Below are 25,472 nucleotides of genomic sequence, written 5' to 3'. Positions count from 1 at the left end.
CAAGGCCGCCTACTTCGCGAGCATCGCTGAGGCGCAGAAGTCGGACCAGTTCCCCATGCGCCCGGAGCGGATTCTCGCCGACCTCAGGGAAGTTCTTCCCCGGGACGGGTACGTCGTCGCCGACGTCGGCTGGAACAAGAACGGCGTGGGCCAGCAGTTTCCTATTTATGAGCCGGGAACTTTCGTGGCCCCAGGCGGTCTCGCCACCATGGGGTACGGTCCTTCAGCAGCCCTGGGCGTGAAGGTGGCCTGCCCGGACAAAAAAGTGGTCGCGCTTATCGGCGACGGCGGCATGGGAGCCAACGTCTCGCCCTTCGCCACGGCCGCGGTGGAGGATATCGCCGTTGTGTGGGTGGTGATGAACAACTGTGCCTTCGGCACCATCGCGGGGCTCGAGAACCAGCACTACCAGCACCAGTTCGGCACCCTCTTCGAAAAGGACGGCAAGCCCTACACCCCGGACTTCGCCGCCATTGGCGAGGCGTACGGGATCAAGGGATATACCGTGAAGAGCGCCTCCGAATTCAAGCCGATCCTCCAAGAGGCCCTCGCCCTGAACAAGCCCTGCGTCATCGATGTCCGGATGGAAAACGCCCCTGTGATTACCGCAGGATGCTGGAACATCAACGACATCTTCAGGAAGCGGGGAGAGGAAAAACCCTGGAGGGTCTGGGCCTGGGAAGAGACCGAACCCTGGAGGATGGGATAGTAACTCACCTTCCGGGAGCTACTCAAAGAAAAGGAGATGGACATACATGGCGAAAAAGGAATTGACGGCTGAACAGAGGAGCGCCCTGGAAGGAATCTTCGCAAGGGCCCGGGCCGCGGAAAAGATCATCGAGAACTACGACCAGGAGCGGGTGGACCGCATGTGCCGCTGTGTGGCCTGGGCTGCGGGGAATCCCAGGGACTTCGACAGGTTCTGCAAGATGGGCGTGGAGGAGAGCGGGGCGGGCGACTGGAGCGGCCGTTTCGGCAAGCGGCACAAGATCCTCGGCGTCCTGAGAGATGCCTTGCGGCAGAAGAGCGTGGGGCCCATCGAAGTTCTCCCGGAGAAGGGGATTGTGCGGTACGGAAAACCGGCGGGAGTCATCACCTCACTGATTCCCATGACCAACCCGGAACTCACTCCCATCGTCACGGCTATCTATGCACTGAAGGCCAGGGACGTGGTCGTCTTCTCCCCCCATCCAAGGACGAAAAAGACGACTTTTGCGGTGGTGGAGAAGATGCGCCAGGGGCTTCGCTCCATCGGGGAACCCGAAGATTTTCTCCAGTGCATTTCCGAAGTCAACATGGCCATCGTCGAGGAGCTTATGACCATGGGCGACCTCATCATGGCCACCGGCGGACCAGCCATGACCAAGGCCGCTCACAGTTCGGGGAAACCGGCGTACTGCTCGGGGGCCGGCAACGCCACCATGATCTTCGACGAGACCACCGACATCGAGGAGGCCGCCCGCAACACCCGCATCAGTAAGACGTCCGACTTCGGCTCCGGCTGCTCTGCCGACGGAAACCTCATCATCTACGGCGGCATTTACGATCAAATGGTGACCCAGCTACAGAAGGAAGGGGGCTACCTTGCCACCGACGAGCAGCGGGAGATGCTGAAAAAGGCCATGTGGGACGAAGAGGGACACCGGATCGTGGAGACCGTTGCCGTTTCTCCCCAGAAACTGTGCCGGGCTGCCGGGTTCGAGATTCCGGAAGACAGGAAGTTCGTCATGGTTGTCGGAGACGGTATCGGGAAGGAGTACCGGTTCTCCGGCGAAAAACTGACAACCCTGCTTACCCTGTTCCGTTACGAGGGAGACTTTGAAAATGCCCTCAACATGATGGATGAGATCTTCAAAGTCGGCGGCCGGGGGCATTCCTGCGGCATCTACAGCTATAACGATGAGCATATCCACGCCCTTGCCCTGAGAGCCCCTGTCACCAGGATCATGGTACGGCAGCCCCAGTCCAAGGCCAATGCCGGAAGCGCAAACAACGGCATGCCCATGACGTCGAGCATGGGGTGCGGCACCTGGGGGAACAACCAGGTGTCGGAGAACATCGCCCTGAAGCATTATATGAACAGCACCTGGGTCGCCAAGCCGATCCTCACGGATGCACCCTCTGAGGATGTTCTTTTCGGCGAGTTTTACGATCCGGCGAACAAGCGGGAAGGCTGATCCGTCCCCAGGGGTGCGGATGGGGAAATTCCTCCCGGCAAGGCTGGGAGGGAAAACAGGCAAACAAAGGAGGAAGATCCATGAGAAAAGCGGCAGTGTTCGGGCTTTCAGTTGCGCTGGTATTTCTTCTCGCTTCGGCGGGAGCGGCGGCATATCCTGAGAAGAACATCCAGGGACTGATCATGTGGGGTGCCGGCGGCGGTACCGACAACTTCGCCCGGGCCATCACCCCTCTGGCGGAGCAGAAACTGGGGCAGACCATCATTCTCCAGAACAAAACCGGAGCCTCCGGGGCGGTGGCCACGACCCTCACGGTGAACTCCCCCGCAGACGGCTACACCTTGCTTTACAGTGCGGAAAACCCAGCCACATACCGGGTTCTTGGCCTCTCTCCTCTGAGTTTCCATGACCTCCAGCCCATCGTCATTGCGGTGGAGGGCGCAGTGGTCATCTGCGTCAACCCCGAAACCCCCTACAACACTATGCAGGAGCTTGTGGAGGCGGCGAAGGGCGAGAAGAAGATCCGCATGGCAACCTCCGGCGTGGGAGGCCTTCCCTACGTTGCCGGTGCCATGATGAAAAACATCCACGGCACGGACTTCAACTACATCCAGTTCGACGGCGACGGTCCCGGCGCCACGGCGGTCATGGGCGGCCACGCCGATGTCATGCCCCTGGCCCTCTCCACGTCGGTGGAGTACATCAGAGCCGGACGGCTTCGCGGCCTTGCGGTCCTCACCACGAAGAGAGTGCCCCAGCTTCCCGAAGTTCCGGCCATAACCGAGATCTATCCCGAGTACGCCCAGTACCTTCCCTGGGGGCCTTTTTACGGCGTCTTCGTCAAGAAGGGGACTCCCGGCGACATCGTGACGAAGCTCAGCGACGCCTTCACCCAGGCCATGGCGGAACCCCGGTTCGAGGAGTACGTGAAGAATTCCGGCGGTTTCCGGAACGGCGCCACGGGCGAGGAGGCGGTGAAGTTCCTCGACAGGTTCGAGTCAACGGCAAGCTGGCTTATCTACAACGCCGGGGGAGCGAAAAAATCACCCGCCGAGTTCAACATCCCCGAACCGAAAAAATAGTGTCCGGTCGTGTATAATCGGGGATGGACCGGAACCCACGTTCCGGTCCATCCCCTCTTGATATTGGAGACAGGGATCGGGCAGCCGCAACGGAAGGACGTGAATCACAGAGATGGAAGAATCCAGGGAATTTTTGGCTGAAGGATCGGCAGAAGAACCGGGCGGAACCGTGAAGGATCTCTCGAAATACGTTCCCGAGGCGCGCAGAAAGCCCGGCGAACTTGGCATAGCCGTCATAATGTTTCTCATCGGCGCTCTCGGATATTACTTCGCCCTCGACATGACGAGCGGGAAATACTCATCTCCCTCGGTGTTTCCGAAGCTCGCCTCCACGTTGATCATGGTGTGCTCCGCCGTAAATTTCTTTAAAGCGCTGCGGAGGGAAAAGCCCGATGCGGCGGCGACCCTGGCCGGGTATCTTCTTCCCGTTGACGTGGTGGTCGTGATGGTGTTGCTCGTGGCGTACTGCTTTGCGCTGCCAAGGCTCCATTTCGTGGCTTCATCCTATGCTTTCATGGTCATCGGCATGGTGTATCTTCAGAGAGGGAAGAACATCGTCCGGGCGCTCCTGATATCAGCGCTCTCCCTCGCGGTCCTGGTGGCGGTCTTCCGTTACCTGTTCCTGGTCATACTGCCCTAAGGAGGCCCGGATATGGAACAAAACCTTCAGTATTTTCTCATTCCTTTCCTGAACTGGGAGATGATGATGCTCATCTGGGTGGGCGTGTTTGCCGGAATCTGGGTCGGCGCCATTCCGGGACTTTCCGTGACCATGGCCGCGTCCCTGCTGATCTCCTTCACTTTTTCGTGGGACATGAACAGTGCCCTCGCCCTGATTTGCGGCGTGTTCGTCGGCGGCGTCTACGGCGGCTCCATCACCGCCATCCTGCTCAACATCCCGGGGGCGCCTGCGGCGATAGCCACGGGTATCGAGGGGTATCCTCTCGCACAGAGGGGTGAGGCCGGCAAAGCCATAGGGCTCTGCACCACCGTTTCCGTGTTCGCCAGCTTCGTCGGTATTATTGTCCTCTCCGTGGCGGCGCCGGTGGTCGCCAATTTCTCCCTCAAGTTCTCACCCAGAGACTTTTTCCTGCTGGCGGTGATGGGCATACTGCTCATCGGCAGCATCGGCGGGGGAGACCCCATCAAGGGAATTACCGCCGGAGCGCTGGGCGTGCTCCTGAGCATGGTCGGCATGGATCCTTCCACGGGGGAGTTGCGGTATACCTTCGGCAATATCTACCTCATGGCGGGAATCAGCTTTGTTACGGCCATGATCGGACTTTTCGGCGTCTCCGAGGCCCTGACCCAGTTCAGGAATGCGGGGAAGAAGTCGCCGAAGCAGAACCTTGACAGGGTCATCCCGGACTGGGGCACATTCCTGAAGTATCTGCCCCTGTCCATCCGGTCGTCCCTTCTCGGCGTGTTCATCGGTGCTCTTCCCGGAACCGGCGGAGACGTTGCCGCCCTGCTGGCCTACGACCAGGCCAAGCGGACCGTCAAGCATCCCTCCCGTCCCTTCGGCACAGGGGCCTACGAGGGCATCGTGGCCCCCGAGACGGCCAACAAGGGAGCCATCGGCGGCGCCTTCATCCCCATGCTGACCCTGGGAATCCCCGGCGACGCCGTTACGGCAATCATCATAGGCGCCCTCTATATCCACGGTCTCAAGCCGGGCCCCATGCTCATGATAGAGACCCCCCACCTCTTCTGGATGATCGTGAGTTGCCTGTCCATCGCAAGCGTGGCCCTTATGGTCCTGGGCCTCGTGAGCATCAAGCCCTTCGCCAGGATCATCGAAATTCCCAAGGAGATCATCATGCCGGTGGTGATCATCCTCTCGGTCATCGGAACCTATGCCATCCAGAACAGCGTGGTGGATATCTTCTACATGATCGGCTTCGGCATCATCGGCTATTTCATGAGGCTCTACGGATATGCCACCGGCCCCATGGTCCTCGGGCTGATCCTGGGGCCCATGCTTGACGCCAACTACAGAAGGGCCATGCAGGGAGCGGAGAACCAGCTTCTGCCCTTCCTCGAGGGCTTCGTCACCAATCCCATCAGCCTCTTCCTGACTCTGGCCATAGTTTTTCTGATCCTGTCCCAGACGTCCTTCTACAGGAAATGGAGAGGTTTGAAATAGTTTTTTCCTGCCAGGGAAGAGAGAGAACCAAAAGATGAATAAAAATAATACGAGGAGGAATGTTTTATGAGAAAACTCAGTATTGCGCTGCTGACGGTATGTGTGTTGGCGGGGGCCGCTTTCGGGGCCTACCCGGAAAAGAACATCCAGGGGTACATCATGTGGGGCGCCGGAGGCGCTCTGGATAACGTGTCCCGGGCCATCGTCCCCATCGTCCAGGAGCATCTCGGAAAGACCATCATACTGCAGAACCGCACAGGCGCCACGGGAGCCATCGCCACCACCTTTGTGGCCAACCAGCCCGCCGACGGTTACAGCATTCTCTTCGGCGCCGAGAACCCGAACCTCTACAAGGTCACCGGCCTTTCCCAGATCGACTATGACCAGTTCGAGCCCGTCTTCCTCATGATGGCCAACGTGGGCGTAGTCATTGTCTCCAAGGATTCCCCCTACACCTCGTACAAAGAGCTCATCGAGGCCGCCGCATCCGGCAAGACCATCACCATGGGCTCCACCGGCCCCGGAGGGTTGCCCTACGTGGCCACCACCATGATCGAGAAGATCCACGGCGTGAAGTTCAACAAGATGCAGTTTGACGGCGAAGGCCCCTGCATCACCGCCCTCATGGGCGGCCATATTGATGCGGTGGCCGTCGGCCTTCTCGCCGCCGCCAATTTCATCCACTCGGGGAATGTCAGGGGACTCGCCATGATCTCCTCGGAGAGGATCGAGAGCGTCGCTTCCGTGCCGGCGGTGACGGAAGTCTACGAAGAGTACAGGCCCTACCTTCCCTGGGGTGCCTTCTTCGGCGCCTTCGTGAGGAAGGGAACCCCCGCCGAGGCTCTTGACGTTCTCCGGTCCGCCTTTACCAAGGCGTTCCAGGACCCTAGGTTCGACGAGTTCGCGAAGACCATGGGCGGCGTGAAGCTCGGCATCTCAGGCGACGAGGCGAAGAAATACATAAAGCAGAACCAGTCCGTCGCCGCATGGCTCCTCTACGACGCCGGCGGGGCGAAATTCTCCCCCGAGGAGTTCGGCATCGAAAGACCCCAAGGCAAGTAAAGACCCGTTCCAGGGTAAACGTACTTTCGGCCCGCCCCCCTGTGGGGCGGGTTTTTTCTTTTCGTGTCCGAAAAAACATCCCTTCGGCACCGGACATATTGACAAATTCTTTTCTACTCTTTATTGTGGAATCATTTCCTAGAGGCGGATTACGTTTCCATTCAGCGGAAAATTTGATTTGCCGGAACGGCCATCCGCTCCCGGGAGGGCGTTTAGTGCCCAGACATCACTTACGAGGAAGGGGTATGATGTTCATGAAGTTCCAGTTTTCCCTTGCGCAGCTCACCGTTCTGAATACGTCTCCGGCGGAGATTGCGTCCATGGCGGCGGACTGCGGGTATGATTTCGTGAGCATGAGGCAGATTTACATGGGGCTTCCCGGGGAACCGGATTACGACCTGGCAAAGAACCGGGCCTTGATGGAGGAGACGAAACGGGTCTTTGCCGATACAGGCATCAGGCTCCTGGACATCGAACTCGCCAGGGTGTTCGAAAATATGGACGTGAAGAAGTACGAACCCGCCATGGAAACAGCTGCGGAACTCGGGGGAAAGCACGTCATCAGCAGTATCTGGACGCCGGAGAGGGAGTATTACATCGAAAGGTTCGCCGAGATCTGCGACCTTGCGAAACAGTACAACCTGACGGTGGACCTTGAATACGTCCCCATCGCTTCGGTGAAAACTCTGGCGGGCGCGGTCGATGTCCTCAGGACTGTGAACCGTTCCAATGCCGGTCTCTTGGTGGACATTCATCACTTCCACAGGGCCCAGGACGACGTGGCTGAGCTGGAGAAGCTTCCTGCTGAGTGGTTCCATTTCGGCCATCTCTGCGACGCTCCGTGCGAGATTCCGGCGGACAGGGACGAGATGACAAGAATCCTCAGGGAGGAACGGTCCTACGTGGGCGAAGGAGGAATCGACGTGGCCTCGATAATGAACGCCATGCCCCCCATGCCCTATTCCATTGAGCTTCCCAACCTGAAGAAAGTGGCGGAGTTCGGGTACAAAGAACATGCCCGCCGGTGCCTTGAGACTGCGAAGGCCTACTGCGCCGGGCGGGGGGTAACGGGTAGAAAAGCATAGAAAGAAAAGATCCCCTCCGGTCCGGAGGGGATCTTTTCTTATCCTATCTGCTGGGAGATCTCCCGGCACATCCGCTGGATTTCGGGGATGAGAGACAGGGCTGTCTCCTCCGTAAAGCGGGATGCCGGCCCGGCGAGGGAGAAGGAGAAAAGAACCTCTCCCTTCCTGTTGAAGATGGGTACCGCCATGGAAAGGATGCCCTCCTCCCGTTCGCCCCAGCTCATGGCATAGCCGAGGGTCCTGATCTCGGTCAGGTTTTTTCTCAAGTCCTCCCCGTTGGAGAGAGTAGTGGCTGTAATGGGGTGGACTTTCATGGTTTCCCTTTCAATCGCTTCCTCGCCCAGAAAGGCCAGGAGGGCTTTCCCTCCCGCTCCCGCCCAGAGAGGCGCCCGGTCGCCCACCCTCATGACGCACCTCATGGTGAGCAGGCTTTCCACGTGTTCGTAGCAGACCCGTTCCTCACCCTCGACGCCGTAGAGGGAGACGGCTTCCTTTGTGCTGTCCCGGATGATCTTCATGTAGGGGTAGATGATCTGCTGGGGCTTGAAGTTTGCCTTGGCGATGCTCCCGAGGATATAGAGCTGGTTGCCGAGGGAGTAGGTCCTGTCGTCGTGACGTGTGAGAATGTCAAGCCTTTCCAGCGTGCCTGCCAGCCGAAGGGTCGTCGTGACGGGGAGCCCGATTCTTTCCGCGATTTCGCTGAGCGTCAGCTTGTAGTCGTCCCTCGTGAAGGCCTTGAGAATGTGAAACGCCCGTTCTACGGACCGCACGGAGTCTTCTTTCATGGTGAAACCGCCCTTTCCTGCTTCGAGTCGTTATTCCGCTTTTTCCGCTCAGCGGATATTTCAATCATAATGGAACGAACCTCAAAGGGGAAGGCTCTCTTCCCGGCAAAAATAGCCTAGACGCTCAGTGAAAGGAGCAGCCTCACGGATATTCCGGCGATGAGCGCGGAGGCTATCATGATTCCCATGGATGCCGCCATCCGTTTTCCTCCCAGTTCCCTCCACAGGACGATAAAGGTGGCGATGCAGGGGAATGTCATGGAAAGGGTAATGGTGGCCACCACGAGCTGAGCCGGTGAAAGACCCAGGGTTGCCAGCATTCCCACGGCCACGTCCTTTCTCAGGATTCCGAGGAGGATGGGCCCGGCCGCTTTAGTCGGCAGGCCGAGAAGGCCGGAAAAAACGGGTGCGAGCAGGCGGGAGAGAAGGTCGGTGATCCCCGCAGCGTCCATCAGGCTGATCAGCAGAATGCCTCCGAGGACCAGGGGAACGGCCTCCAGGAAGAAACCGCTGATCCGTATCCAGAGCTTGAGCCCCATGGCCTTCGGGGACGGTATCCGGTAAGGGGGAATCTCCACGATGAGCTCCGGGCTGAAGCCGGGAAGGAGAGAATGGAGAATTCTCCCCAGGAGAAGCCAGGATACAAGAAGGGTGCCGTAGACCATGGCGACCCATTTCATCCCTATTCCCCCAAGGGCGCCGATGATCATGGCCTGGAGTCCGGCACAGGGTATGGCAACGGAAATCAGGGTCGCGGCGATGAACCGCTCCCGCCGGGAGTCCAGGACTCTCGTGGCGAGGATGCCCGGGACGTTGCATCCGAACCCCAGGAGGGAGGGAACGATGGCGAAACCGTGGAGTCCCATCCTGTGGAGGAGGGCGTCGAAGATGACCGCGAGCCGCGGCAGGTAGCCGAAATCCTCCAGGAAGCTGAGGACGGCGTAAAAGGAAAGGACATAGGGGAGCACCATGACCACGGGAACGTACAGTCCCGTGGTGAGCATGCCGAAACTCTGCTCGAAGTCAACGTGTCCGTCCACCAGCCTGCCGACGATGATGTCATGAAGGAAGCCCGTTCCGCCGAAAAAGCCTGAGACGTAATTCACCACAGGAAGCCAGTATCTTTCGAAGAGGGGAGCGAGGATGCCGTCGATGAGGCCTTCCCCGGCGTACCGGATGGCGATGAAGCTCGAGGTGATGACCGCTACGCCGATGACGAGCCCCCAGAAGGAGTTGACCGAGGCGTCCTCGAGCTTGTCCAGGAAGGTGTGATGGCGGTGCCGCACTTTCTGGACCTGTTCCGTAACCGCCCCTATGGCCGCCCACCGTTCCTCTTTCGTGGAAGGAACCTCCCGGCCCGGAGAGGCTTCGCGCAGGCGGTCGAGAAGCCGGCTGATCCCTTCTCCCGAGACGGCCACGGTGGAGACCACCGGAACGCCGAGCAGCTTTTCCAGCAGGGCAGGGTCGATGTCGATCCCCTTGTGCCGGGCTTCGTCCACCATGTTGAGGGCGATAACCACGGGAAGCCTGCGCTCCATGATCTGGAAGGCGAGGAAGAGGTTTCGTTCCAGGGCCGTAGCATCGAGGACCAACACCACGGCGTGGCATCCTTCGGCCACCATCCTTTCGGCCACCTCTTCAGCTTCGTTGGTGGGAGTGAGGGTGTAGGCCCCGGGGACGTCGATGACTCTCCAGACATCGTCTCCCCGGCGGAGCCATCCTTCCAGAAAGCCTACCGTGGTCCCAGGATAGTTGGAAGAAACGGCATGAACTCCGGTGATCCTTGTGAAGAGGGCACTTTTCCCCACGTTGGGGTTCCCCACGAGGAGCAGTTTTTTCGCTGTTGTCTCACTCATGGCGCCTGGCGGCTCCTGCGGAAGAAGCGAGGGGAACGACGAGCACTGAAGAGGAAATCTTCCACCCGATGGCTATCTGTCTGCCGTCGAGCTGGAGGGTCACAGGACCGTGAAAGGGCATTCCGGACACTTTTCCCACCACCTTGCCGACCCGGAGACCCAGGGCTTCGAGGCGTTCGGCGCAGCCGTCCTTTACCGGCATCTCCACAATGCGGCCGAAGGCGCCGTTGGGGAGGTCTCTCAGGGCCACTGCGGGACCTCCCGGATGACTGGGAGGGGTCAATTCGCCGATTCCCTCCTTCGAAGCTGGCCGCAGGCCGCATTGATATCCGTTCCCTTTTCCCGCCGGATCTCGTTTTCGATCCCGAGCCGGGTGAGAACCGCGGCGAAGGCCTTGATTCTTTCGGGAGCGGACCGCTGGTACACGTCCTTCACCGGGTTGTAGGGGATGAGGTTCACGTACACGCCGAGGCCCGACAGGAGGGCCGCCGTTTCATAGGCAAGCTCCGTCTCGTCGTTCACCTTCTGGATCATGACGTACTCCAGAGTGATCCTCTCCCCGGTCTTCTGCTGGTATGTTCTGAGGGCGTCCACCAATAGGCCGAGGGGATACTTTCTGTTCACGGGCATGATCTTGCTCCGGAGCGCGTCGTTGGGCGCATGGAGCGAGACCGAAAGACGGACCGGCAGGGGAAATTCCGCCAGGTCGAGGATACCCGGCACGATACCGGAGGTGGAGATGGTGATGTGCCGTGCCCCCATGTTTCGCATCTTCGGGGAATTCAGAATGGAAATGGCCTTGAAGACTGCCCGGGTGTTCAGGAAAGGTTCTCCCATTCCCATGAAGACAATATTGCCGATGTTGGTGCCGAGGCGTTTCTCCATGGCGAGAAGCTGCCCCGTGATCTCTCCTGCCGTGAGATCCCGGCGGAAGCCCGACTGCCCGGTGGCGCAGAAGGCACAGTTCAGAGGGCACCCCACCTGGCTGGAAAGGCAGGCCGTGATATGGTTGCCGTTGGCGAGGAGCACCGATTCGATTCTCTCTCCGTCGTAGAGCTGCCAGAGGAATTTCCTGGTGCCGTCCTTCGACGTTTCCTCCTTAACCGGAATGGGGGGGAGGATCAACAGGTCATAAACAAGCTTGTCCCTCAGATCCTTCGAAAGGTTAGTCATTTCGTGGACGTTGAAGACTTTTTTGTCGTAAATCCACCGGCATAACTGGTCCGCCCGATATTTCGGGAGGCCCCATTTTTCCGTGCAGACGTCGATCCATTCTTCATAGGATAGATCAAGGGCGTGTACCGGTTCGCTCATTGTGTGCCTCCTGGTTGCATTTCGGGGAAAATCCCCCTTGAAATAACAATGTATAATGTCATGAAGTCCGGTCGTGTGTCAATGGTAAAAGAGCGGGGAGCGTCAGGAGATACTTTCCTCCCATTCGTGGAAATTGAGGATAAACCGGGCGAACTCCTCAGCCCAGTACGGGTCGAACTGGCTTCCCGCACACCGGCGGAGTTCCGCCGCCGCAGCCGACGGCGACTTCGGGTCCCTGTACGTCTTGTCTCCGGTCATGGCCTCGTAGGCGTCCACCACGGCCATGATCCGCGCACCCTCCGGAAGGGTTTCTCCGCCTTCGCCTTCAGGATATCCTGCCCCGTTCCACCAGCGGTGGTGCAGCAGAATATCCTCCCTCAGGTCCGCCATGTCCGGGAAGAGTGAAACGAGATACGCCCCTCTTTCGGGGTGACGTTTTATCACCTCGTATTCCTCCTCCGTGAGGGGACCGGGCTTGTCGAAAATCTCCCTGGGGATCGCGGTAAACCCGAGGTCGTGATTCCGGGCGAGTCGTACGAGATAGTCCCGCTTTTCAGCGGGAAATTCGGGACGGGAGGCGGCGAAGATTTCCATGAGAGCGGCGCATGCGGCCATGTGCCTGTCCCTGGAGTCCTTCCGGACGAGGGCAATCCTTTCCGAGAGGTATTCCAGGACATCCTTTCTGGAAGACGCCCTGTGGGTCTGCTTGAAGGCGTACATCCCCTTGTCCGCCTCCTGGACAAGGGTTTCGACAGAATGACCGTCCTTCACTCCCGTAGCGACCCCCCATGCGATGTTGAGAGGGAGGGCCCCGTCGTTGGCCCGGTACTCCCTGATGTTTGAAGCCAGTTTTTCCTTGAAGCGCCTTCCGGCCTCCCCGTTTTCGTCTTGGGGCAGCAGGACTGCAAATTCATCCCCCCCGATGCGGGCGACGATGTCGCTTTTCCTGACGCTTTTCCGCAAAACATCCGCCGCAGCCCTGAGGAGACCGTCTCCAGCCTTGTGTCCCAGGGTGTCGTTCACCAGTTTGAGGCCGTTCACGTCGCACATCGCCACCGTGACTGGGTCGAACCGCCCCGTTCCGAAGCGGATAAGGGCGTCGTCGAAAAAGGCCCGGTTGTACAGCCCCGTCAGTTCGTCGTGGAAGGATCTGAACTCCAGTTCTTCCGTTTTGCTCTTCAATGAATTCGCCATGGCGTTGAAAGCCTGCCCCAGTTTTTTCATCTCAAGGGGGGCTTTCTCCAGCATCTGCGGATCAAGGGGAGAGAATTTTCCGTCCCCTGTCCTTTCCACTGCTTCGAGAAGAAGGGAGAGCGAGGAGTTCACCTTACGGTAAAGCGCAGCGGAGATCAGGAAGGAGGCAGCCATAAGGAGAATCGATATTCCACCGAAATAGGCCAGGCCGGTGAGGTAGGGAGCGAGAAATTCTCGGAATTCCATGCGGACTGCCAGGGTCATTCCGTATTCAGGAAGACTCGTGCTTTTCGCGAGCCACCTTTTGCCGTCGCTTCTCCTATACAGGGCAAGTCCTCCTTGCGGCGTTCCCAAGCGCGATGCTTCCTCCCGGGATATGCCGTAGCTTTCAAACACCGAGTCGTCGCCCGAGGGATCGAAAAGCAGAAAACTGCCTGTGCTGCGAAAGGGGGTGGTCATGAGAGCGGTAAGAATCGTGTCGAGGGAGATCGATCCGAACACCAGGCCCTGAAAACCGTCATCTCCCATAAGAGGAACGGAAATGACGACCACGGAACGACCGGAGCTTCGGCTGGTGATTATTCCGGTGATATATTCCCGTCCTTCCGCCGCGGCGATAAAGTATGGCCTGTCGGCGACGGAAATCCCCGTATTTCCAGGACCCTCCATGTCGCTGTGAACCAGGGGGAAGCCTGACGTATTCACGTAAGAAAGGGATTCGAAATTGGCATTGGACCTTTCAAAAGACGAAAAATCATCGTATATGCCGACAAGATCCCGCGCATTGACCGAGGAGAGGCGGGAAATTGACCGGACGGTGTTCTGGTGGAAGACGAACCACTTTCTGATGAAATCAGCCTGCATGCCGAGGGCCTGTGCCATGTCCCGCTCCGTATGCAGCCAGGAGTCCCGGAAACTGAGTATCCCGATGAGAACGGGGAAAAGGACCATAGCCCCTGCGAGCAGAACCAAAAAGAACCCCAGCATTCCCTTGACGCTCCTGAAGTTGACGGAAAGCATAAAAACCTCCTTTTGACGATGGAGCTTCGCCCAGAATAGTACCACAGAATGCAGTATTTCCGTTTATGCCGAAAAGAATGATAAGAAATATGGACATAAAACTGTAAAAGGGTACACTTTATCCAGAATCTAAAGATGTATCTATCCGTTGACAGACAGAAGGAGGAATCGACATGAAAAGAATGATTATTGCGCTGACGGCGCTCCTGGTACTTTCGGCGGCGGGGGCCGCCTTCGCGGCGGACGTGGTGCTCACCTCGGCGGGGCAGAGCCCCGACGTCATGATGGTAAGGGTGGTCCTTCGGAAGATGAAGATCGATGCAGACAGCGAGCCCCTGCTGAAGGCCGATGCGCTGGCCGGCTGGAAGGTCCTGGTGGCTGTGGTGGGAGGCAGCTCCAAGGGCCTCGGCGCCGCCGGAATCAACAAGGACCAGGAAGTGGAGCGGGTGACCTCGCTGCTGAAGGCTGCAAAGGACCAGGGAGTGAAGGTCCTCGTCATGCATATCGGCGGAGAAGGCCGCAGAGGCACTCTTTCCGATGCCTTCATCGAGACCGCAGTGCCCTGGGGAGACAGGATCATCGTCGTGGACGGAGGCAACAAAGACGGTATCTTCGAGAAGCTGACGGAGGGGAAAAACGTGAAGATCCTCACCGCTCCCAACGTAAACGGAATAAGCGTTCCCCTCGGGGAAACCCTTTCGGAGTGGGGAATTTCCGCCAGGTAGGCGGACGGTACTCCCGCCATGGACTGGTTCTTTCCTGAAGGGTTGTATGCACTGGCGATGGTGGGGAGCTTTGTCTTTGGGGCATTTGCCCTGAAGCTCCCCATTGCCGTCGCCCTTGGAGCCGCCGCCGCAGTGGGAGCCCTTGCCGCGGGGGAGGGGTTCCCCGTCAGGCATTTCGTGGAGGGAACCTTCGGCTATCTCGATACCATTCTCATCATCGCCACGGCCATGATTTTCATGAAGTCCGTCCAGAAGACGGGTCTTCTCGAAAGCCTGGCCGCGTGGGTTATCCGCACGTTCAGAAACAGGCCCCTCCTCCTCAGCCTCGGACTTATGGTCATCATCATGGTTCCCGGCATGATCACCGGGTCCTCCACCGCAGCGGTGCTCACCACAGGCGCCCTTGTCGCCCCCGTCCTGATCAAGCTCGGCGTCCCCGCAGTGAAGACTGCGGCCGCCATCGCCATGGGGGCCATCTACGGGATGATAGCTCCTCCGGTGAACGTGCCCGCCATGATCATAGGCGGCGGCATCGACATGCCCTACGTGGGTTTCGCCCTCCCTCTTCTTGTCTGTACCGTTCCCCTGGCGATCTTTTCCTCTCTTGTGCTTGTCTATCCTCACCTGAAAAAGGGTGCCGGGGATGAAAACGCCCTCGAGGAAGAACTGCGCCGGATGGAGGCCGTCCCCCTTTCCTTCAGACTCGTTTTCCCGGTGATTCTGCTCACCGTCCTCATGACGGGAGAGCAGTTCCTTCCGGGAATCTGGCCCTCCCTCGGTATGCCGGTGAATTTTCTTCTTGCGGCCCTGTCCGCTTTTTTCACCGGAAGACGGCTGAATTTTCTCGAAGCCTCCCGGGAGGCCGTCAATGATGCCGTTCCCGTGCTCGGAATCCTGATGGGGGTGGGAATGTTCATCCAGATAATGACCCTTACCGGCGTCCAGGGGTTCATCGTGGTGTCGGTCCTCGCCCTGCCTGCCTGGCTCATGTACCTCGGCATGGCCGCATCGATTCCCCTTTTCGGAGCGGTCTCGGCTTTCGGAGCGGCATCTGTCCTCGGGGTTCCCTTTCTTCTCGCCCTGCTCGGAAAGAATGAAATCATGGTGGGTTCGGCGCTCAGCCTTCTTGCGGGCCTCGGCGACCTCATGCCCCCCACGGCCCTGGCAGGCATTTTCGCCGCCCAGGTCGTCGGCGAGGAAAATTATTTCAAGGTGCTGAAGTTCTGCATCGTACCGGCGGTGGTCACCGCCGGGTGGGCCATTGTGGTGATCCTCAACGCGAACGCCATCATGGGCCTGCTGCCTTAGGAGGAAAAGGCCATGACATATGTTTATCGAGCTATCGTCCTCTTCATTCTTCTCCTGGTAGTGAGCTGCCAGTTTCGGGAGAAGGACTTCTGGAAACAGGCCACCGCGGCACTTGTGGTCATTCCGCTGGTCCTCCGCCTGCTGATGATAAAGTAGGGAGGAAAGGAAGATGAAGCTGAAAGGATCCCCCTTCACAGCAGCGCTCCTTCTCGCCCTGGCTCTCGGCCTCTCGGCTCTCGCCGCGGTGGAGTTCCGGGCCATGTGGGCCGATGATCTCTTTGTTCCCGCCCCGGGCTTTGAGAAACATATGCTCTCGGAATGGTCCGAAGGCATCAGGGGCACACCGGCGGATACTCCCGTCTACATCCAGGAAGGAGCACAGCCCGGCGGTACCGTGCTGATCCTCGGGGGCACCCACCCCACCGAACCGGCGTCCATGATGACAGCAACCCTGTTTCTCGAACGGGCGAAAGTCACGAAGGGCCGGCTGGTCGTCATTCCCCAGGCGAATATCATGGGTTTCACCCACAACTCTCCGCAGGAAGCCCATCCCCGGAGCATCTCCTTCACCACCGCCGACGGGAGCAGGCGGACGTTCCGCTTCGGATCCCGCCTGACCAACACCGTCCTCGAATGGCCGGCCCCCGACATCTACATTCATCCTGCCTCGGGACAGCAGCTTCCCGGCAAAGAGCGGGGGAACCTCAACCGGTGCTATCCCGGCGTCCCGGACGGTTCGCTTACTGAACGCCTTGCATATGCCCTAACTGAGCTTGTCCGGAGGGAAAAGGCCGACCTTTCCGTCGACCTTCACGAGGCCTCCCCCGAATACCCGGTGGTGAACGCCATCGTGGCCCATGAACGAAGCATGGAGCTTGCCGCCATGACCGCCATGGACCTGGAAGGGAAGGGGATCCCCATCCGGCTTGAGCCTTCGCCGAAGAACCTGCGGGGGCTGACCCACCGGGAGTGGGGCGATTACACCGAAACCATGCCGATCCTCATGGAAACGGGAAACCCTGTCCAGGGAAGGCTCCGGGGAAAGACGGACGAACGGCTCGCTCTCACCGGGGTCGACAAGGCCTATGTCAAGGCGTTTGAACTGGGGAGGCTGTACATTCCCTACGACGGAAAACAAACCATGGAGTACAGGGTGGGACGACACGCCGAATCCATCCTTTCCCTCCTCGAGAACCTCGACATCCTGTTCGAGGAGAGGGGGGTCTCCGTCGAAGGAATTCCCCGTCTCGCCGATCTCGAGGAAAAGGGTGTGGGATTTTTCCTGGCCTCTGCAAAACAGTAAAGATTTTTCCGGTATAATGGAAGGTGAGGTGATTCCCGGAAAAATCACTGAACGGACAGGCGACAGGATTTTCCTTACGGAGAACCATGAACACACAACATTACAGGGAGGTGTTTTATGTGAGAAAAAGAATTATTGCACCGGCAGTTCTTGCGCTGTTCCTGGTGGCAGGGTCCGCCTTTGCTGCGGACGTGAAGGAAGTCTACTCGGGAAACGGCATGGTGTCCTCGGCCCATGAACTTGCGTCGAAGGCCGGCGTGGAGATTCTGCAGAAGGGCGGTAACGCCATCGATGCGGCCATCGCCACAATGCTCGCCCTCAACGTGGTGGAGCCCAATGCCTCCGGCATCGGCGGCGGCGGATTTTCCACCATCCGGTTCGCCAAGACCGGCGAGGTGGTGGAGCTGGACTACCGTGAAGTGGCTCCCCTGTCCGCAACGAAGGACATGTACGCTTCCGAGGCTTCGAAAAAAGCCAAGGAATCGGTCCTCGGCGGCAAGGCGGTCGGCGTACCCGGCATCGTGAAGGGTATCTTCACCGCCCTTGACACGTACGGCACCATGTCCTTCGCCGAAGTGGCCGCTCCGGCAATCCGGCTGGCAGAGGAGGGCTTCGAGGTTCATCCCATGCAGACTCAGATTATCACCGATGAATTCGAGAAGCTGAGCAAATACAGCCCGGACAGCGTATTCCTTCCCGGCGGTCTTCCGGCGGAGACCGGCTCCATCCTGAAGCAACCTGAACTTGCCAAGGCCTTCAGGCTTCTGGCAAGCGACGGGCCGGACGCCTTCTACAACGGCCCTATCGGTGAAGCCCTTGTGGCGGCAGTGAACCGGACCGGCGGCGCAATGTCCATGGAAGACCTGAAGAACTACAAGGTCATCGTCCAGAAACCCGTTCACGGCACTTACCGGGGCTACTCCATCTATTCCACTCCCCCGGCATCCAGCGGCGGCACCCACATCGTCCAGCTCCTCAACATCATGGAGAACTTCCCCGTGAAGGCCATGAAGCACAATTCCCCGGACTACCTTCACCATCTCGCCGAGGCCATGAAGATGGTCTTCGCCGACCGGCAGAAGTACATGGCCGACACGGCCTTCGCCAATGTTCCCCTTGCGGGCCTTGTGAGCAAGGAATACGCGAAGGAGCTCGCGGGGAAAATCCGCCGGTATGAGGTCCTGAAAGACGTTCCCGCCGGCGACCCCTGGCCCTACAACGACGCGGTGAAGAAAGCCTATCTCGGCGGCGGCGGAAACCAGCACATTTCCACCAGCTCCTTCTCCGTAGTGGATGCCGAGGGCAACATCGTGGCCTCCACGAACACGGTGAACTACTTTTTCGGATCCGGCGTGGTCGTTCCCGAGTTCGGTTTCGTCCTGAACAACGAAATGGACGACTTCTCCCAGGATCCCAACAGCGTCAACGCTCCCGAACCCGGGAAAAGACCCCTTTCTTCCATGTCTCCCACCATCGTTCTCGATCCTCAGGGGCGTCCCTTCATGACCATCGGGGCGGCCGGGGCCATGCGCATCATCACAGCGGTGAGCCAGATCGTCATGAATGTGGTTGACTTCGGCATGTCCATGGACCAGGCCATCGAACAGCCCCGGATCTTCAACCCCGCGGGCGGAGGCAAGGCGGGCAAGCTCCTCATAGAGGAAGGCATCGACACCTCCACTGCCGACTACCTGAAGCTCAGGGGCCATGATCTTGAGATCCGCCCCTTCGGCGGCTACTTCGGCACGGCCCAGGGCATCATGTTCGACCATACAAAGAACAGGATGAACGGAGGTGCCGACAGCAGGCGTCTCGGCGTTCCGGTGGGCTACTAAGATACGCCGCCAAAAACCGGTATCAGGACGGCGAGAAGAGAAGCGGGGATGCTGCAACGGCCCCGCTTCTCTTCTTTTTGAAAGCTCTGGTACAATGGGCGGAGGAGGAGGGGGTTCCATGAACAGTAAACAGCTTGCGTCCATGATCGACCATACCCTGCTGAAACCTGAAGCCGGGGTTGAGGATATAAGGCGTCTCTGTGCGGAGGCCAGGGAATACGGTTTTGCCTCGGTGTGCGTCAACGGATCGTTCGTGGAAACGGCCGTCCGCGAGACGAAGGGCTCCGGGGTGAAGGTCTGCACGGTGATCGGCTTCCCCCTGGGCGCCTGCTCGAGCGAAACGAAGGCCTTCGAGGCCCGGGAGGCGGTCGCCCGGGGAGCGGAGGAGCTCGACATGGTCGTCGCCGTGGGGCGCCTCCGTACCGGAGATGAAGATTATGTCCGGGAGGACATCAGGAAGGTGGTGGATGCCGCCGGGAAAGGCGCCGTCGTCAAGGTCATCTTGGAAACCTGTCTTCTGGACGATGAAAAGAAGATTCTTGGATGCCGGCCGGCCGAGGAGGGGGGAGCCCGCTTCGTGAAAACGTCCACTGGTTTTTCCTCCGGAGGGGCGACCGCGGAGGACGTGGCACTGATGCGCCGCACCGTGGGAGACCGCCTCGGCGTCAAGGCGGCGGGAGGGATTCGCACGCGGCATGATGCCGAGACCATGATCGCAGCGGGGGCGAACCGCATAGGCGCCTCGGCGTCGTCGGCCATCTGTTCGGAAGCCCGCTCCTGAGTGCCTGCCTTCGATCCATGACTTTCAGCAGCGCGGCTGACCGTGTACCTCTTCGGATTCTCGTCACGGGGAGCAGGGGAAAAAGCTCCCTGGTCCGTCTGTTGACGGCTGCCCTCGAGGGGGCAGGAGTCCACGCGGCCGGAAGGATCACCGGTGTGCTCCCCCGGGAGATATTTGACGGGAAAGAGACGCTTATTCTCCGATCCGGCCCCGGCAGCGTGGACGAAATGCGGTGGTGGCTCCGCTCCCTGCCCGGGAAAACGAAAGGGGCTGTCCTCGAAAACAGCGCCGTAGATCCCGAGTTGCAGGGGCTCGCCTGGCACTGGATGAAGCCCTCCTGCACCGTTTTGACCAATGTCCGTCCGGATCACGAAGAAGTCTGGGGTCACGGTGAGGAGCCGGCTGCGGCGGCCCTCTGCGGGGGAATAGGCGGGGGGGCTGTGATCCTTCCCCGTTCCGTTGCGTCTGTCCCTGCAGTATCCCGCATTCTCGGAATGAAGGGGTGTGAGCTTGTGCCCTGTCCCGACGGCACCGGATTCAGGGAAACCCATCTTTCCCTCGTATCCGGGGTCTGCTCTTTTCTGGGGCTGGACGGGAAGAAGGCTCTGGCGGCCGCCCGGGAAGTGGCGCCCGATACTGCCGATTTCCGTTTCTTCCGCGAAGGGAAGGGCATTTTGGCTTCAGCCTTTTCCGCCAACGAGCCCGAATCCACGGAAAGCCTGTTCCAGTCGACAGGATGGGGGAGAAAGGAGACCGCGGTGCTCTACAACTCGAGAAAGGACCGCATCGCCCGGCTGCGTTCCTTCCTGCCCTGGCTGTCGGGCCATTCCTGGAAGAGCGTGGCCGTCACGGGAAGCCGCCCTCTTTTTCTGCCTCCCGGCGCCGCATTTCTTCCCCTTCGAGATTCTGCGGAGCTGGAGGCTTTCATAGCTTCGGAAGGAAAGGTCTTCGGATGCGGGAATGTGGCCGGCGTGCCTCTGGAATACCTGCTCGGGCGGGAAGAACGGATTGACGGGGAGGAAACGACCGATGATTGACGGCGATGTGCTCCTGGTCGCTCTCGGCATCGCTCTGGGACTGTACCTGTTTCACCGGACAGGCTATTCCCCCGGGGGCATCATCACCCCCGGCTTCATGGCCATGGAACTGGCCTCCCCGGGGCGGATCGTTGCCGCTTTCGGCTGTGCCCTGGCCGTGGCCGCCCTCCTTTCTCTTCTTGTCAGGGGGACCGGCTTGTACGGCCGCCGGAGGACCGGCGCCGCCATGCTCCTCGCCCTCGGCCTGAAAGTGATGTTGGGCGACCTGTTTCCTGCCGCGCCGGCCTGGATCGGGTGGGTCATCCCGGGGCTCATCGGCGCCGACATGCAGCGCCAGGGGATCGTGCCCACGGTGGCGGCGACCATGGCGTCGGCCTTCGCCGCCTCCCTGGGCGCCGCCTTCCTGCTTTCCCTTTCAGGTGTTTTGCCATGAAAAACTCCCTTCTTGAGGTTCAGCGCAGTTTTTTCCGGAACGCACGGCTGAGGCTTGTCTTACTCGCCGTTGTCCTCGGCGTCGCCTGGTATTTCGGGGCCGTCAGCCCCTTGTCGGGAGACGAGCTGAGGCTCTGGGAGAAAGTCCGGAACGCCCAGGAATACCTTTTCCGGTGGAGGGAGAGCCGGGGCATTGCTCCCGAAACGGGGACCGACAGAGGAAAAACGGGGTTCATCGGCGTGGAATGGAGTCCCCTCACAACAACCCTGGGTCCGCTGGAGGCGAAACGGACCGCTGCGGACCCCCTCTGGGCAGTGTATGCCCTGCGGCGCTTTCGGGCCCTGGGCATCGGGAAGAATGACAAGGTGGCGCTCTTGTCGTCGTCCTCGTTCCCGGGTCTTGTCTACTCTATTCTGGCCGCGGCGGACCACCTGGGCGCGGATGTCTTGTGGATTCATTCCCTCGGAGCCTCCACCTGGGGAGCCAACCATCCCTCCCTTCCGTGGCCCGTGATGGCATCGGTCCTCCGGCAGGGAGGATTCCTCTCCCGGAAGCCTGACTGGTACACCCTCGGCGGACGGGGGGAGATGGGGGGCGACCTTCCGGAGGAGGGACGGAAAATCCTGGAGGACGCCGCTGCCCGTGAAAATGTTCCCTTTCTGAAGGCTTCCTCCCTTGCCGGAATGATTGATGCAAAGACCGCCCTGGTGACCGCTTTTGCGCCCCGCCTTGCGGTGAACGTCGGCGGAGGAGCGGCGGCCTTTGCCGGAAACGATTCGGATTTCCTCCGGGGGGGGCTTTTTCCTCCCCCGCCGGAAGGAGCGGTCCTTCCCGGGGAGGGTGTTCTGCAGCGCCTCCTGGAGGAGGGTATTCCCGTGCTCCACTTCCTGAATATGAAGGAAATGGCCTCTGAAGCGGGGATTCCCTATGACGGAGTCCCGGCTCCCCGGTTCGTCTCCCTCAGAAGCGGCGCCGTGTCGGCGGCCGGCGTGGCCTTTTTCTTTCTCTTCCTGCTTTTCCACAGGCGGTGGGACCGATGGAGACCGTGAACGGCACCCACCCGGCGAGGCAGCTCGCCGCCGCCCTGTTCTTCCTCCTGTTCTGGACCGCGGCTCAGCGGATATCATCGGCCCCCCTGCTGGCAGCCATCGCCCGCATTCCCGAGACCATGGACAGCGGCGACCTTCTCACCGCCGCTTCCTTCGTGGTGATGTTGAACGGACTTCGGGCCATTGCCCTCTACCTCGGATGGTTCCTTGCGGGAAACGGCCTTGCAGGGCTTCACCCCTCCCTCTCCTTCCTCTCCTGGCTGACCCCCGCCGCCGCCATACCCATGACATATTTCCTTCCTCCCGTCCTTGGCGAGGGGATTCAGCTCCATTTCGGCATCCCCGCCGTTCTCAGCGTGACCAGCGTTCTCGTGCTCCGGTACCTCACCAGGAACATTTCCGACTGGGTCTACAAGTCCATAGCTCTTGCCCTTTTCGTCTTTTCGTTCCAGTGGCTCGATATCATCCCTTCCCTTACGGCATGGGGCGCCGGCTGGGGGGAACTCTCCTCGTCGGTGAAGACCGCCGCCGGGATTCTCGAAAGGGAGGGGCTTCTCAACTGGTCGGGGGGCGCCGTCTTCACCGGGCTTTTTCTCTCAGGGGTCCTCACCACCGAGCTCATGGTGACCTACAGCGCCAGGCTCGCCGACATGGCCCTCCTCAGGGACAGGGAGAAGAAGATGGCCCGCCTGAGGGAAGAAAGTCTCAGCAACCGGAGTCTCGTGGAAATGCAGCAGCTTGTCCATGACCTGAAACGGCCCCTCACCACCATCCTCGGTCTCGGGGACGTCATCGTCTCGGGCAGGGGGGAGGGGAACGCGGCGAGATACGGCGCCGTCATCTGTGAAGCGGCCCGGTCCATGGAGGAGATGGTCTCCGAGATACTCCGCGAGGATTTCAGGAGGCAGGTCTCCATAGGCGACCTGGTGGAGTACGTCTTTACCCAGATCAGCCCCTTCCCCTGGAGAGAGACGGTGCTGCTGGAGGCGGAGCGGCCGGTCATGGCGGAGATGGTGGAAGTGAACGTGGTGCGCATGTCCAGGGCGGTGGTGAACCTTCTCGACAACGCGCGGAAGGCAAACATGCAGGCGGGGGGCGGAAAAATCACCTTGTCCGTGTCCATGGAAGGCGACAGGGTCACCCTCGCCGTGACCGATGAAGGGCCGGGCTTCCCTCCGGACCGGACATCCGGTTCGGGGTGGAATTCCACGGGCCTCGGCCTCCAATACGTTACAATGGTGGTACGCAATCACAGGGGGACCTTCAGTTCCGAAAACCTTCCCGGGGGAGGAGCCAGGGCGGCGCTGACTCTCGGAAGGGCCGAAAAAAGAAAGGATGATCTATGATGCCGCTTCATATCGGGGCAATTGACGACGACCGGTCCATTCTCTATACTCTCGAGGCCATGGCGTCCACGGAAGGGTGGAGAATGCTCGCCACCAGCGAGCCGGAGGAGTGTCTCCGATGGGTGAAGCTCGACGAGGTGGACATCCTCCTGGTGGATTATCACATGCCTGTCATGAACGGGCTCCACATCATACGAAAAGCCCGGGAACTTTCCTCGAAGCTCGTTCTCATTGCCCTCACGGTGGAGGATGGCGGCGAACTGGCCTCGCACCTCACCCTGGCGGGAGCCGACGATTTCATCTCCAAGCCCATACGCCTCGCCGACTTCACCGCCCGCATCCGGCTTCACGAAAAGCTCTGCGCCCACAGAGAACTGCTCAACTGGGAAGAACGAAAAAAAGGCGTGAGTAAGGATACCATGCGGAAGGTGCTGGAAAAACTCAAGGAGTTCCCCTCCCCCGGGGACTGCGACGAGGTGGCTGCAGCATGCGGCCTTGCCTACGTAACCGCACACAGGTACCTCGAGTATCTTGCCGACAGGGGGCTTATCGTCAGAAGCGCCGGGGTTCAGGACGGCCGTCCCGGACGGCCGAAAACCTATTACGCCATACCGGGCCCTTCGGAGCCTGCTGAGGAAAAGAAAGAGGAGAAGGAAGAGAATGACTGACCGTACACTGCAGATTCCCCTGGGAAGAAAGACCATCCCCTGGATGCCTCCCCGGGACGTGGTGATCCCCCGTCCCCGGGGCGAACGGCCTCCTGAGGGAACTCCCGAAGACGCCCTTGCCGCTCCCTTCGACTCCCCCCGGCTGTCATCCCTGGCCTCCCGGGCCGGAAAAATCGCCATTGTCCTTCCTGACGCCACCAGGATGTGGCAGGACGTACCCCGAATGGCCCGCGCCCTCAGGAAAGAGATAGGGGATGGAACGGCCGCCGTGACGTGGATCATCGGTGCCGGGCTTCACAGGGCTCCCACGGAAGAGGAGAAGGGGCTTCTTCTCGGCGGGGCCTCCCGACCCCGAGATGCCGTCGTTTGGTCCGATCCGGAGAAGGTCGCCGACACGGGCGCGGTCACATCCCGGGGAACTCCCGTGGCGATTGCGCCGGAGGCCTTGGGGGCGGATCTGCTGGTTCTGGCCGGTGGCATAGTCTACCACGATCTCGCCGGGTTCAGCGGCGGAAGAAAGGGGCTTCTGCCCGGCATCAGCGGCAGAGCATCGGTCCGCAACAACCACGGCCTTTCCTTGAGTGGGGGGATCGAAGGCCTGGATGTGAACGTGGGCAGGCTCTCGGGAAACGCCACCGCCGAAGACATGGAGGAATACGGTAGAATCCTGGAACAGGGCAAGACTATTTTTCTGCTCAACGTCATTCCCGACGAGACGGGCAAACCCTACTGCTACACGGCGGGGAGGCTTGGCGAGGCGTGGGGGAAAGGCGTGGAAATGGCCCGGGCGCTCCAGACGCTTCACATCCCGGAGAAGGCGGCCCTCGTGGTGGTATCCAGCGGGGGATACCCATACGATATCGATCTGTACCAGGCCACCAAGGCAGTTACCGCCTCTCTCGGCGCCCTGATGCCCGGCGGGGGGCTCATCCTGTGTGCGGGTCTCGAAGACGGTCTCGGCCCGGGAAACTTCGCCGCAGATCTTCCCCTGGCGCTCTCTGATCCCGGGGTTCTTCTCCGCAGGCTGAAAGAAGACTTCACCATACCGGGCTTCATCGCCCTCAAGTTTCCCCACGACATGAAGGGACATCCGGCCGCCCTGGTGACGGAGAGGGAAGGAACCCCTTTCCCCGGGGAGACCTTCTCCTCCTTCGACTCCGCCGTGGAATGGATGCTCCCCCGGGTTCCCCCCGGTCCCATGGTGTACGTGAAGTCAGGAAACTGTATCGTCCTCAGGGCGGACAGCCAATAAAAAAAGCCCCCGGA

General features: G+C 60.1%; 24 protein-coding genes. 19 read left to right on the top strand and 5 right to left on the bottom strand.

Annotation, left to right across the window (positions count from 1 at the left end):
• The 7 genes from JMJ95_RS07185 to JMJ95_RS07155 form a co-directional block, all read left to right on the top strand.
• A partial coding sequence (locus JMJ95_RS07185) for a thiamine pyrophosphate-dependent enzyme (RefSeq protein WP_290684045.1) occupies positions 1 to 709 on the top strand: 709 nt, incomplete at its 5' end.
• 46 nt (positions 710 to 755) lie between these two features.
• Entirely contained in the window at positions 756 to 2,177 is a 1,422-nt protein-coding gene (locus tag JMJ95_RS07180; RefSeq protein WP_290684043.1) for an aldehyde dehydrogenase family protein, read from the top strand.
• An 80-nt stretch (positions 2,178 to 2,257) separates the two neighbouring features.
• A complete protein-coding gene (locus tag JMJ95_RS07175; protein ID WP_290684041.1) occupies positions 2,258 to 3,259 on the top strand; it encodes a tripartite tricarboxylate transporter substrate binding protein in 1,002 nt (333 codons plus the stop codon).
• Positions 3,260 to 3,371: 112 nt separating this feature from the next.
• On the top strand, positions 3,372 to 3,899 hold the full coding sequence (locus JMJ95_RS07170; RefSeq protein WP_290684039.1) for a tripartite tricarboxylate transporter TctB family protein: 528 nt from the start codon (positions 3,372 to 3,374) through the stop codon (positions 3,897 to 3,899).
• Positions 3,900 to 3,911: 12 nt separating this feature from the next.
• The gene (locus JMJ95_RS07165; RefSeq protein ID WP_290684037.1) at positions 3,912 to 5,405 is read left to right on the top strand and encodes a tripartite tricarboxylate transporter permease; all 1,494 of its coding nucleotides are present in this window, start codon (positions 3,912 to 3,914) and stop codon (positions 5,403 to 5,405) included.
• Between the two features lie 66 nt (positions 5,406 to 5,471).
• Positions 5,472 to 6,467 (top strand): tripartite tricarboxylate transporter substrate binding protein, encoded by a 996-nt coding sequence (locus tag JMJ95_RS07160; RefSeq protein ID WP_290684035.1) that lies wholly within the window; start codon positions 5,472 to 5,474, stop codon positions 6,465 to 6,467.
• Between the two features lie 254 nt (positions 6,468 to 6,721).
• Positions 6,722 to 7,552, top strand: a complete 831-nt coding sequence (locus JMJ95_RS07155; protein ID WP_290684033.1) for a TIM barrel protein — start codon at positions 6,722 to 6,724, stop codon at positions 7,550 to 7,552.
• Between the two features lie 38 nt (positions 7,553 to 7,590).
• On the opposite strand, the gene JMJ95_RS07150 is transcribed toward JMJ95_RS07155, so the two are convergent.
• From JMJ95_RS07150 to JMJ95_RS07130, 5 genes are all read right to left on the bottom strand, one after another.
• Positions 7,591 to 8,337 (bottom strand): IclR family transcriptional regulator, encoded by a 747-nt coding sequence (locus JMJ95_RS07150; protein ID WP_290684031.1) that lies wholly within the window; start codon positions 8,335 to 8,337, stop codon positions 7,591 to 7,593.
• Positions 8,338 to 8,453: 116 nt separating this feature from the next.
• Positions 8,454 to 10,193, bottom strand: a complete 1,740-nt coding sequence (locus JMJ95_RS07145; RefSeq protein ID WP_290684029.1) for a ferrous iron transporter B — start codon at positions 10,191 to 10,193, stop codon at positions 8,454 to 8,456.
• A complete protein-coding gene (locus JMJ95_RS07140) occupies positions 10,186 to 10,443 on the bottom strand; it encodes a ferrous iron transport protein A (RefSeq protein ID WP_367153777.1) in 258 nt (85 codons plus the stop codon). The genes JMJ95_RS07145 and JMJ95_RS07140 overlap by 8 nt, the downstream gene beginning before the upstream one ends.
• A gap of 29 nt (positions 10,444 to 10,472) precedes the next feature.
• Complete coding sequence (gene rlmN / locus JMJ95_RS07135; RefSeq protein ID WP_290684026.1) at positions 10,473 to 11,507, bottom strand: 23S rRNA (adenine(2503)-C(2))-methyltransferase RlmN; 1,035 nt, start codon at positions 11,505 to 11,507, stop codon at positions 10,473 to 10,475.
• A gap of 102 nt (positions 11,508 to 11,609) precedes the next feature.
• A complete protein-coding gene (locus JMJ95_RS07130; RefSeq protein WP_290684024.1) occupies positions 11,610 to 13,721 on the bottom strand; it encodes a diguanylate cyclase in 2,112 nt (703 codons plus the stop codon).
• Between the two features lie 173 nt (positions 13,722 to 13,894).
• Between JMJ95_RS07130 and JMJ95_RS07125 the strand changes: the two genes are divergently transcribed.
• From JMJ95_RS07125 to JMJ95_RS07070, 12 genes are all read left to right on the top strand, one after another.
• Positions 13,895 to 14,446, top strand: coding sequence for a DUF6305 family protein (locus JMJ95_RS07125; RefSeq protein ID WP_290684022.1), 552 nt, complete (start codon positions 13,895 to 13,897; stop codon positions 14,444 to 14,446).
• A gap of 18 nt (positions 14,447 to 14,464) precedes the next feature.
• The gene (locus JMJ95_RS07120; RefSeq protein WP_290684020.1) at positions 14,465 to 15,754 is read left to right on the top strand and encodes an SLC13 family permease; all 1,290 of its coding nucleotides are present in this window, start codon (positions 14,465 to 14,467) and stop codon (positions 15,752 to 15,754) included.
• Between the two features lie 12 nt (positions 15,755 to 15,766).
• Positions 15,767 to 15,910: a hypothetical protein gene (locus tag JMJ95_RS07115; protein WP_290684018.1), complete on the top strand. Its 144-nt coding sequence runs from the start codon at positions 15,767 to 15,769 to the stop codon at positions 15,908 to 15,910.
• 13 nt (positions 15,911 to 15,923) lie between these two features.
• Entirely contained in the window at positions 15,924 to 17,057 is a 1,134-nt protein-coding gene (locus JMJ95_RS07110) for a succinylglutamate desuccinylase/aspartoacylase family protein (protein WP_290684016.1), read from the top strand.
• 119 nt (positions 17,058 to 17,176) lie between these two features.
• Positions 17,177 to 18,892, top strand: coding sequence for a gamma-glutamyltransferase (ggt, locus tag JMJ95_RS07105; RefSeq protein ID WP_290684014.1), 1,716 nt, complete (start codon positions 17,177 to 17,179; stop codon positions 18,890 to 18,892).
• 118 nt (positions 18,893 to 19,010) lie between these two features.
• A complete protein-coding gene (gene deoC / locus JMJ95_RS07100; RefSeq protein ID WP_290684012.1) occupies positions 19,011 to 19,673 on the top strand; it encodes a deoxyribose-phosphate aldolase in 663 nt (220 codons plus the stop codon).
• Positions 19,674 to 19,690: 17 nt separating this feature from the next.
• Entirely contained in the window at positions 19,691 to 20,710 is a 1,020-nt protein-coding gene (locus tag JMJ95_RS07095) for a Mur ligase family protein (RefSeq protein WP_290684010.1), read from the top strand.
• Complete coding sequence (locus JMJ95_RS07090) at positions 20,703 to 21,143, top strand: poly-gamma-glutamate biosynthesis protein PgsC/CapC (protein WP_290684008.1); 441 nt, start codon at positions 20,703 to 20,705, stop codon at positions 21,141 to 21,143. The genes JMJ95_RS07095 and JMJ95_RS07090 overlap by 8 nt, the downstream gene beginning before the upstream one ends.
• Entirely contained in the window at positions 21,140 to 22,192 is a 1,053-nt protein-coding gene (gene pgsW / locus JMJ95_RS07085) for a poly-gamma-glutamate system protein (protein ID WP_290684006.1), read from the top strand. Before JMJ95_RS07090 ends, pgsW begins: the two co-directional genes overlap by 4 nt.
• Positions 22,180 to 23,538, top strand: a complete 1,359-nt coding sequence (locus tag JMJ95_RS07080) for an ATP-binding protein (protein WP_290684004.1) — start codon at positions 22,180 to 22,182, stop codon at positions 23,536 to 23,538. Before pgsW ends, JMJ95_RS07080 begins: the two co-directional genes overlap by 13 nt.
• Positions 23,538 to 24,206 carry a response regulator gene (locus tag JMJ95_RS07075; RefSeq protein ID WP_290684002.1) on the top strand — a complete coding sequence of 223 codons (669 nt, stop codon included), beginning with the start codon at positions 23,538 to 23,540 and terminating at the stop codon, positions 24,204 to 24,206. Before JMJ95_RS07080 ends, JMJ95_RS07075 begins: the two co-directional genes overlap by 1 nt.
• Positions 24,199 to 25,458: a lactate racemase domain-containing protein gene (locus JMJ95_RS07070; protein WP_290684000.1), complete on the top strand. Its 1,260-nt coding sequence runs from the start codon at positions 24,199 to 24,201 to the stop codon at positions 25,456 to 25,458. Before JMJ95_RS07075 ends, JMJ95_RS07070 begins: the two co-directional genes overlap by 8 nt.
• Positions 25,459 to 25,472: the final 14 nt, after the last annotated feature.

Source organism: Aminivibrio sp., from assembly GCF_016756745.1.
In the GTDB taxonomy this organism is placed as follows: Bacteria; Synergistota; Synergistia; order Synergistales; family Aminobacteriaceae; genus Aminivibrio.
This window is presented reverse-complemented; position numbering and strand designations above follow the sequence as displayed.

Coding starts and splice junctions, on each gene's coding strand:
- JMJ95_RS07170 (WP_290684039.1), top strand. CDS start 3,372: ATGGAAGAATCCAGGGAATTTTTGGCTGAAGGATCGGCAGAAGAACCG.
- rlmN (WP_290684026.1), bottom strand. CDS start 11,507: ATGAGCGAACCGGTACACGCCCTTGATCTATCCTATGAAGAATGGATC.
- JMJ95_RS07075 (WP_290684002.1), top strand. CDS start 23,538: ATGCCGCTTCATATCGGGGCAATTGACGACGACCGGTCCATTCTCTAT.
- JMJ95_RS07130 (WP_290684024.1), bottom strand. CDS start 13,721: ATGCTTTCCGTCAACTTCAGGAGCGTCAAGGGAATGCTGGGGTTCTTT.
- JMJ95_RS07115 (WP_290684018.1), top strand. CDS start 15,767: ATGACATATGTTTATCGAGCTATCGTCCTCTTCATTCTTCTCCTGGTA.
- JMJ95_RS07095 (WP_290684010.1), top strand. CDS start 19,691: ATGACTTTCAGCAGCGCGGCTGACCGTGTACCTCTTCGGATTCTCGTC.
- JMJ95_RS07165 (WP_290684037.1), top strand. CDS start 3,912: ATGGAACAAAACCTTCAGTATTTTCTCATTCCTTTCCTGAACTGGGAG.
- JMJ95_RS07110 (WP_290684016.1), top strand. CDS start 15,924: ATGAAGCTGAAAGGATCCCCCTTCACAGCAGCGCTCCTTCTCGCCCTG.
- JMJ95_RS07145 (WP_290684029.1), bottom strand. CDS start 10,193: ATGAGTGAGACAACAGCGAAAAAACTGCTCCTCGTGGGGAACCCCAAC.
- pgsW (WP_290684006.1), top strand. CDS start 21,140: ATGAAAAACTCCCTTCTTGAGGTTCAGCGCAGTTTTTTCCGGAACGCA.
- JMJ95_RS07120 (WP_290684020.1), top strand. CDS start 14,465: ATGGACTGGTTCTTTCCTGAAGGGTTGTATGCACTGGCGATGGTGGGG.
- JMJ95_RS07155 (WP_290684033.1), top strand. CDS start 6,722: ATGAAGTTCCAGTTTTCCCTTGCGCAGCTCACCGTTCTGAATACGTCT.
- JMJ95_RS07180 (WP_290684043.1), top strand. CDS start 756: ATGGCGAAAAAGGAATTGACGGCTGAACAGAGGAGCGCCCTGGAAGGA.
- JMJ95_RS07070 (WP_290684000.1), top strand. CDS start 24,199: ATGACTGACCGTACACTGCAGATTCCCCTGGGAAGAAAGACCATCCCC.
- JMJ95_RS07080 (WP_290684004.1), top strand. CDS start 22,180: ATGGAGACCGTGAACGGCACCCACCCGGCGAGGCAGCTCGCCGCCGCC.
- JMJ95_RS07160 (WP_290684035.1), top strand. CDS start 5,472: ATGAGAAAACTCAGTATTGCGCTGCTGACGGTATGTGTGTTGGCGGGG.
- deoC (WP_290684012.1), top strand. CDS start 19,011: ATGAACAGTAAACAGCTTGCGTCCATGATCGACCATACCCTGCTGAAA.
- JMJ95_RS07150 (WP_290684031.1), bottom strand. CDS start 8,337: ATGAAAGAAGACTCCGTGCGGTCCGTAGAACGGGCGTTTCACATTCTC.
- JMJ95_RS07125 (WP_290684022.1), top strand. CDS start 13,895: ATGAAAAGAATGATTATTGCGCTGACGGCGCTCCTGGTACTTTCGGCG.
- JMJ95_RS07090 (WP_290684008.1), top strand. CDS start 20,703: ATGATTGACGGCGATGTGCTCCTGGTCGCTCTCGGCATCGCTCTGGGA.
- JMJ95_RS07175 (WP_290684041.1), top strand. CDS start 2,258: ATGAGAAAAGCGGCAGTGTTCGGGCTTTCAGTTGCGCTGGTATTTCTT.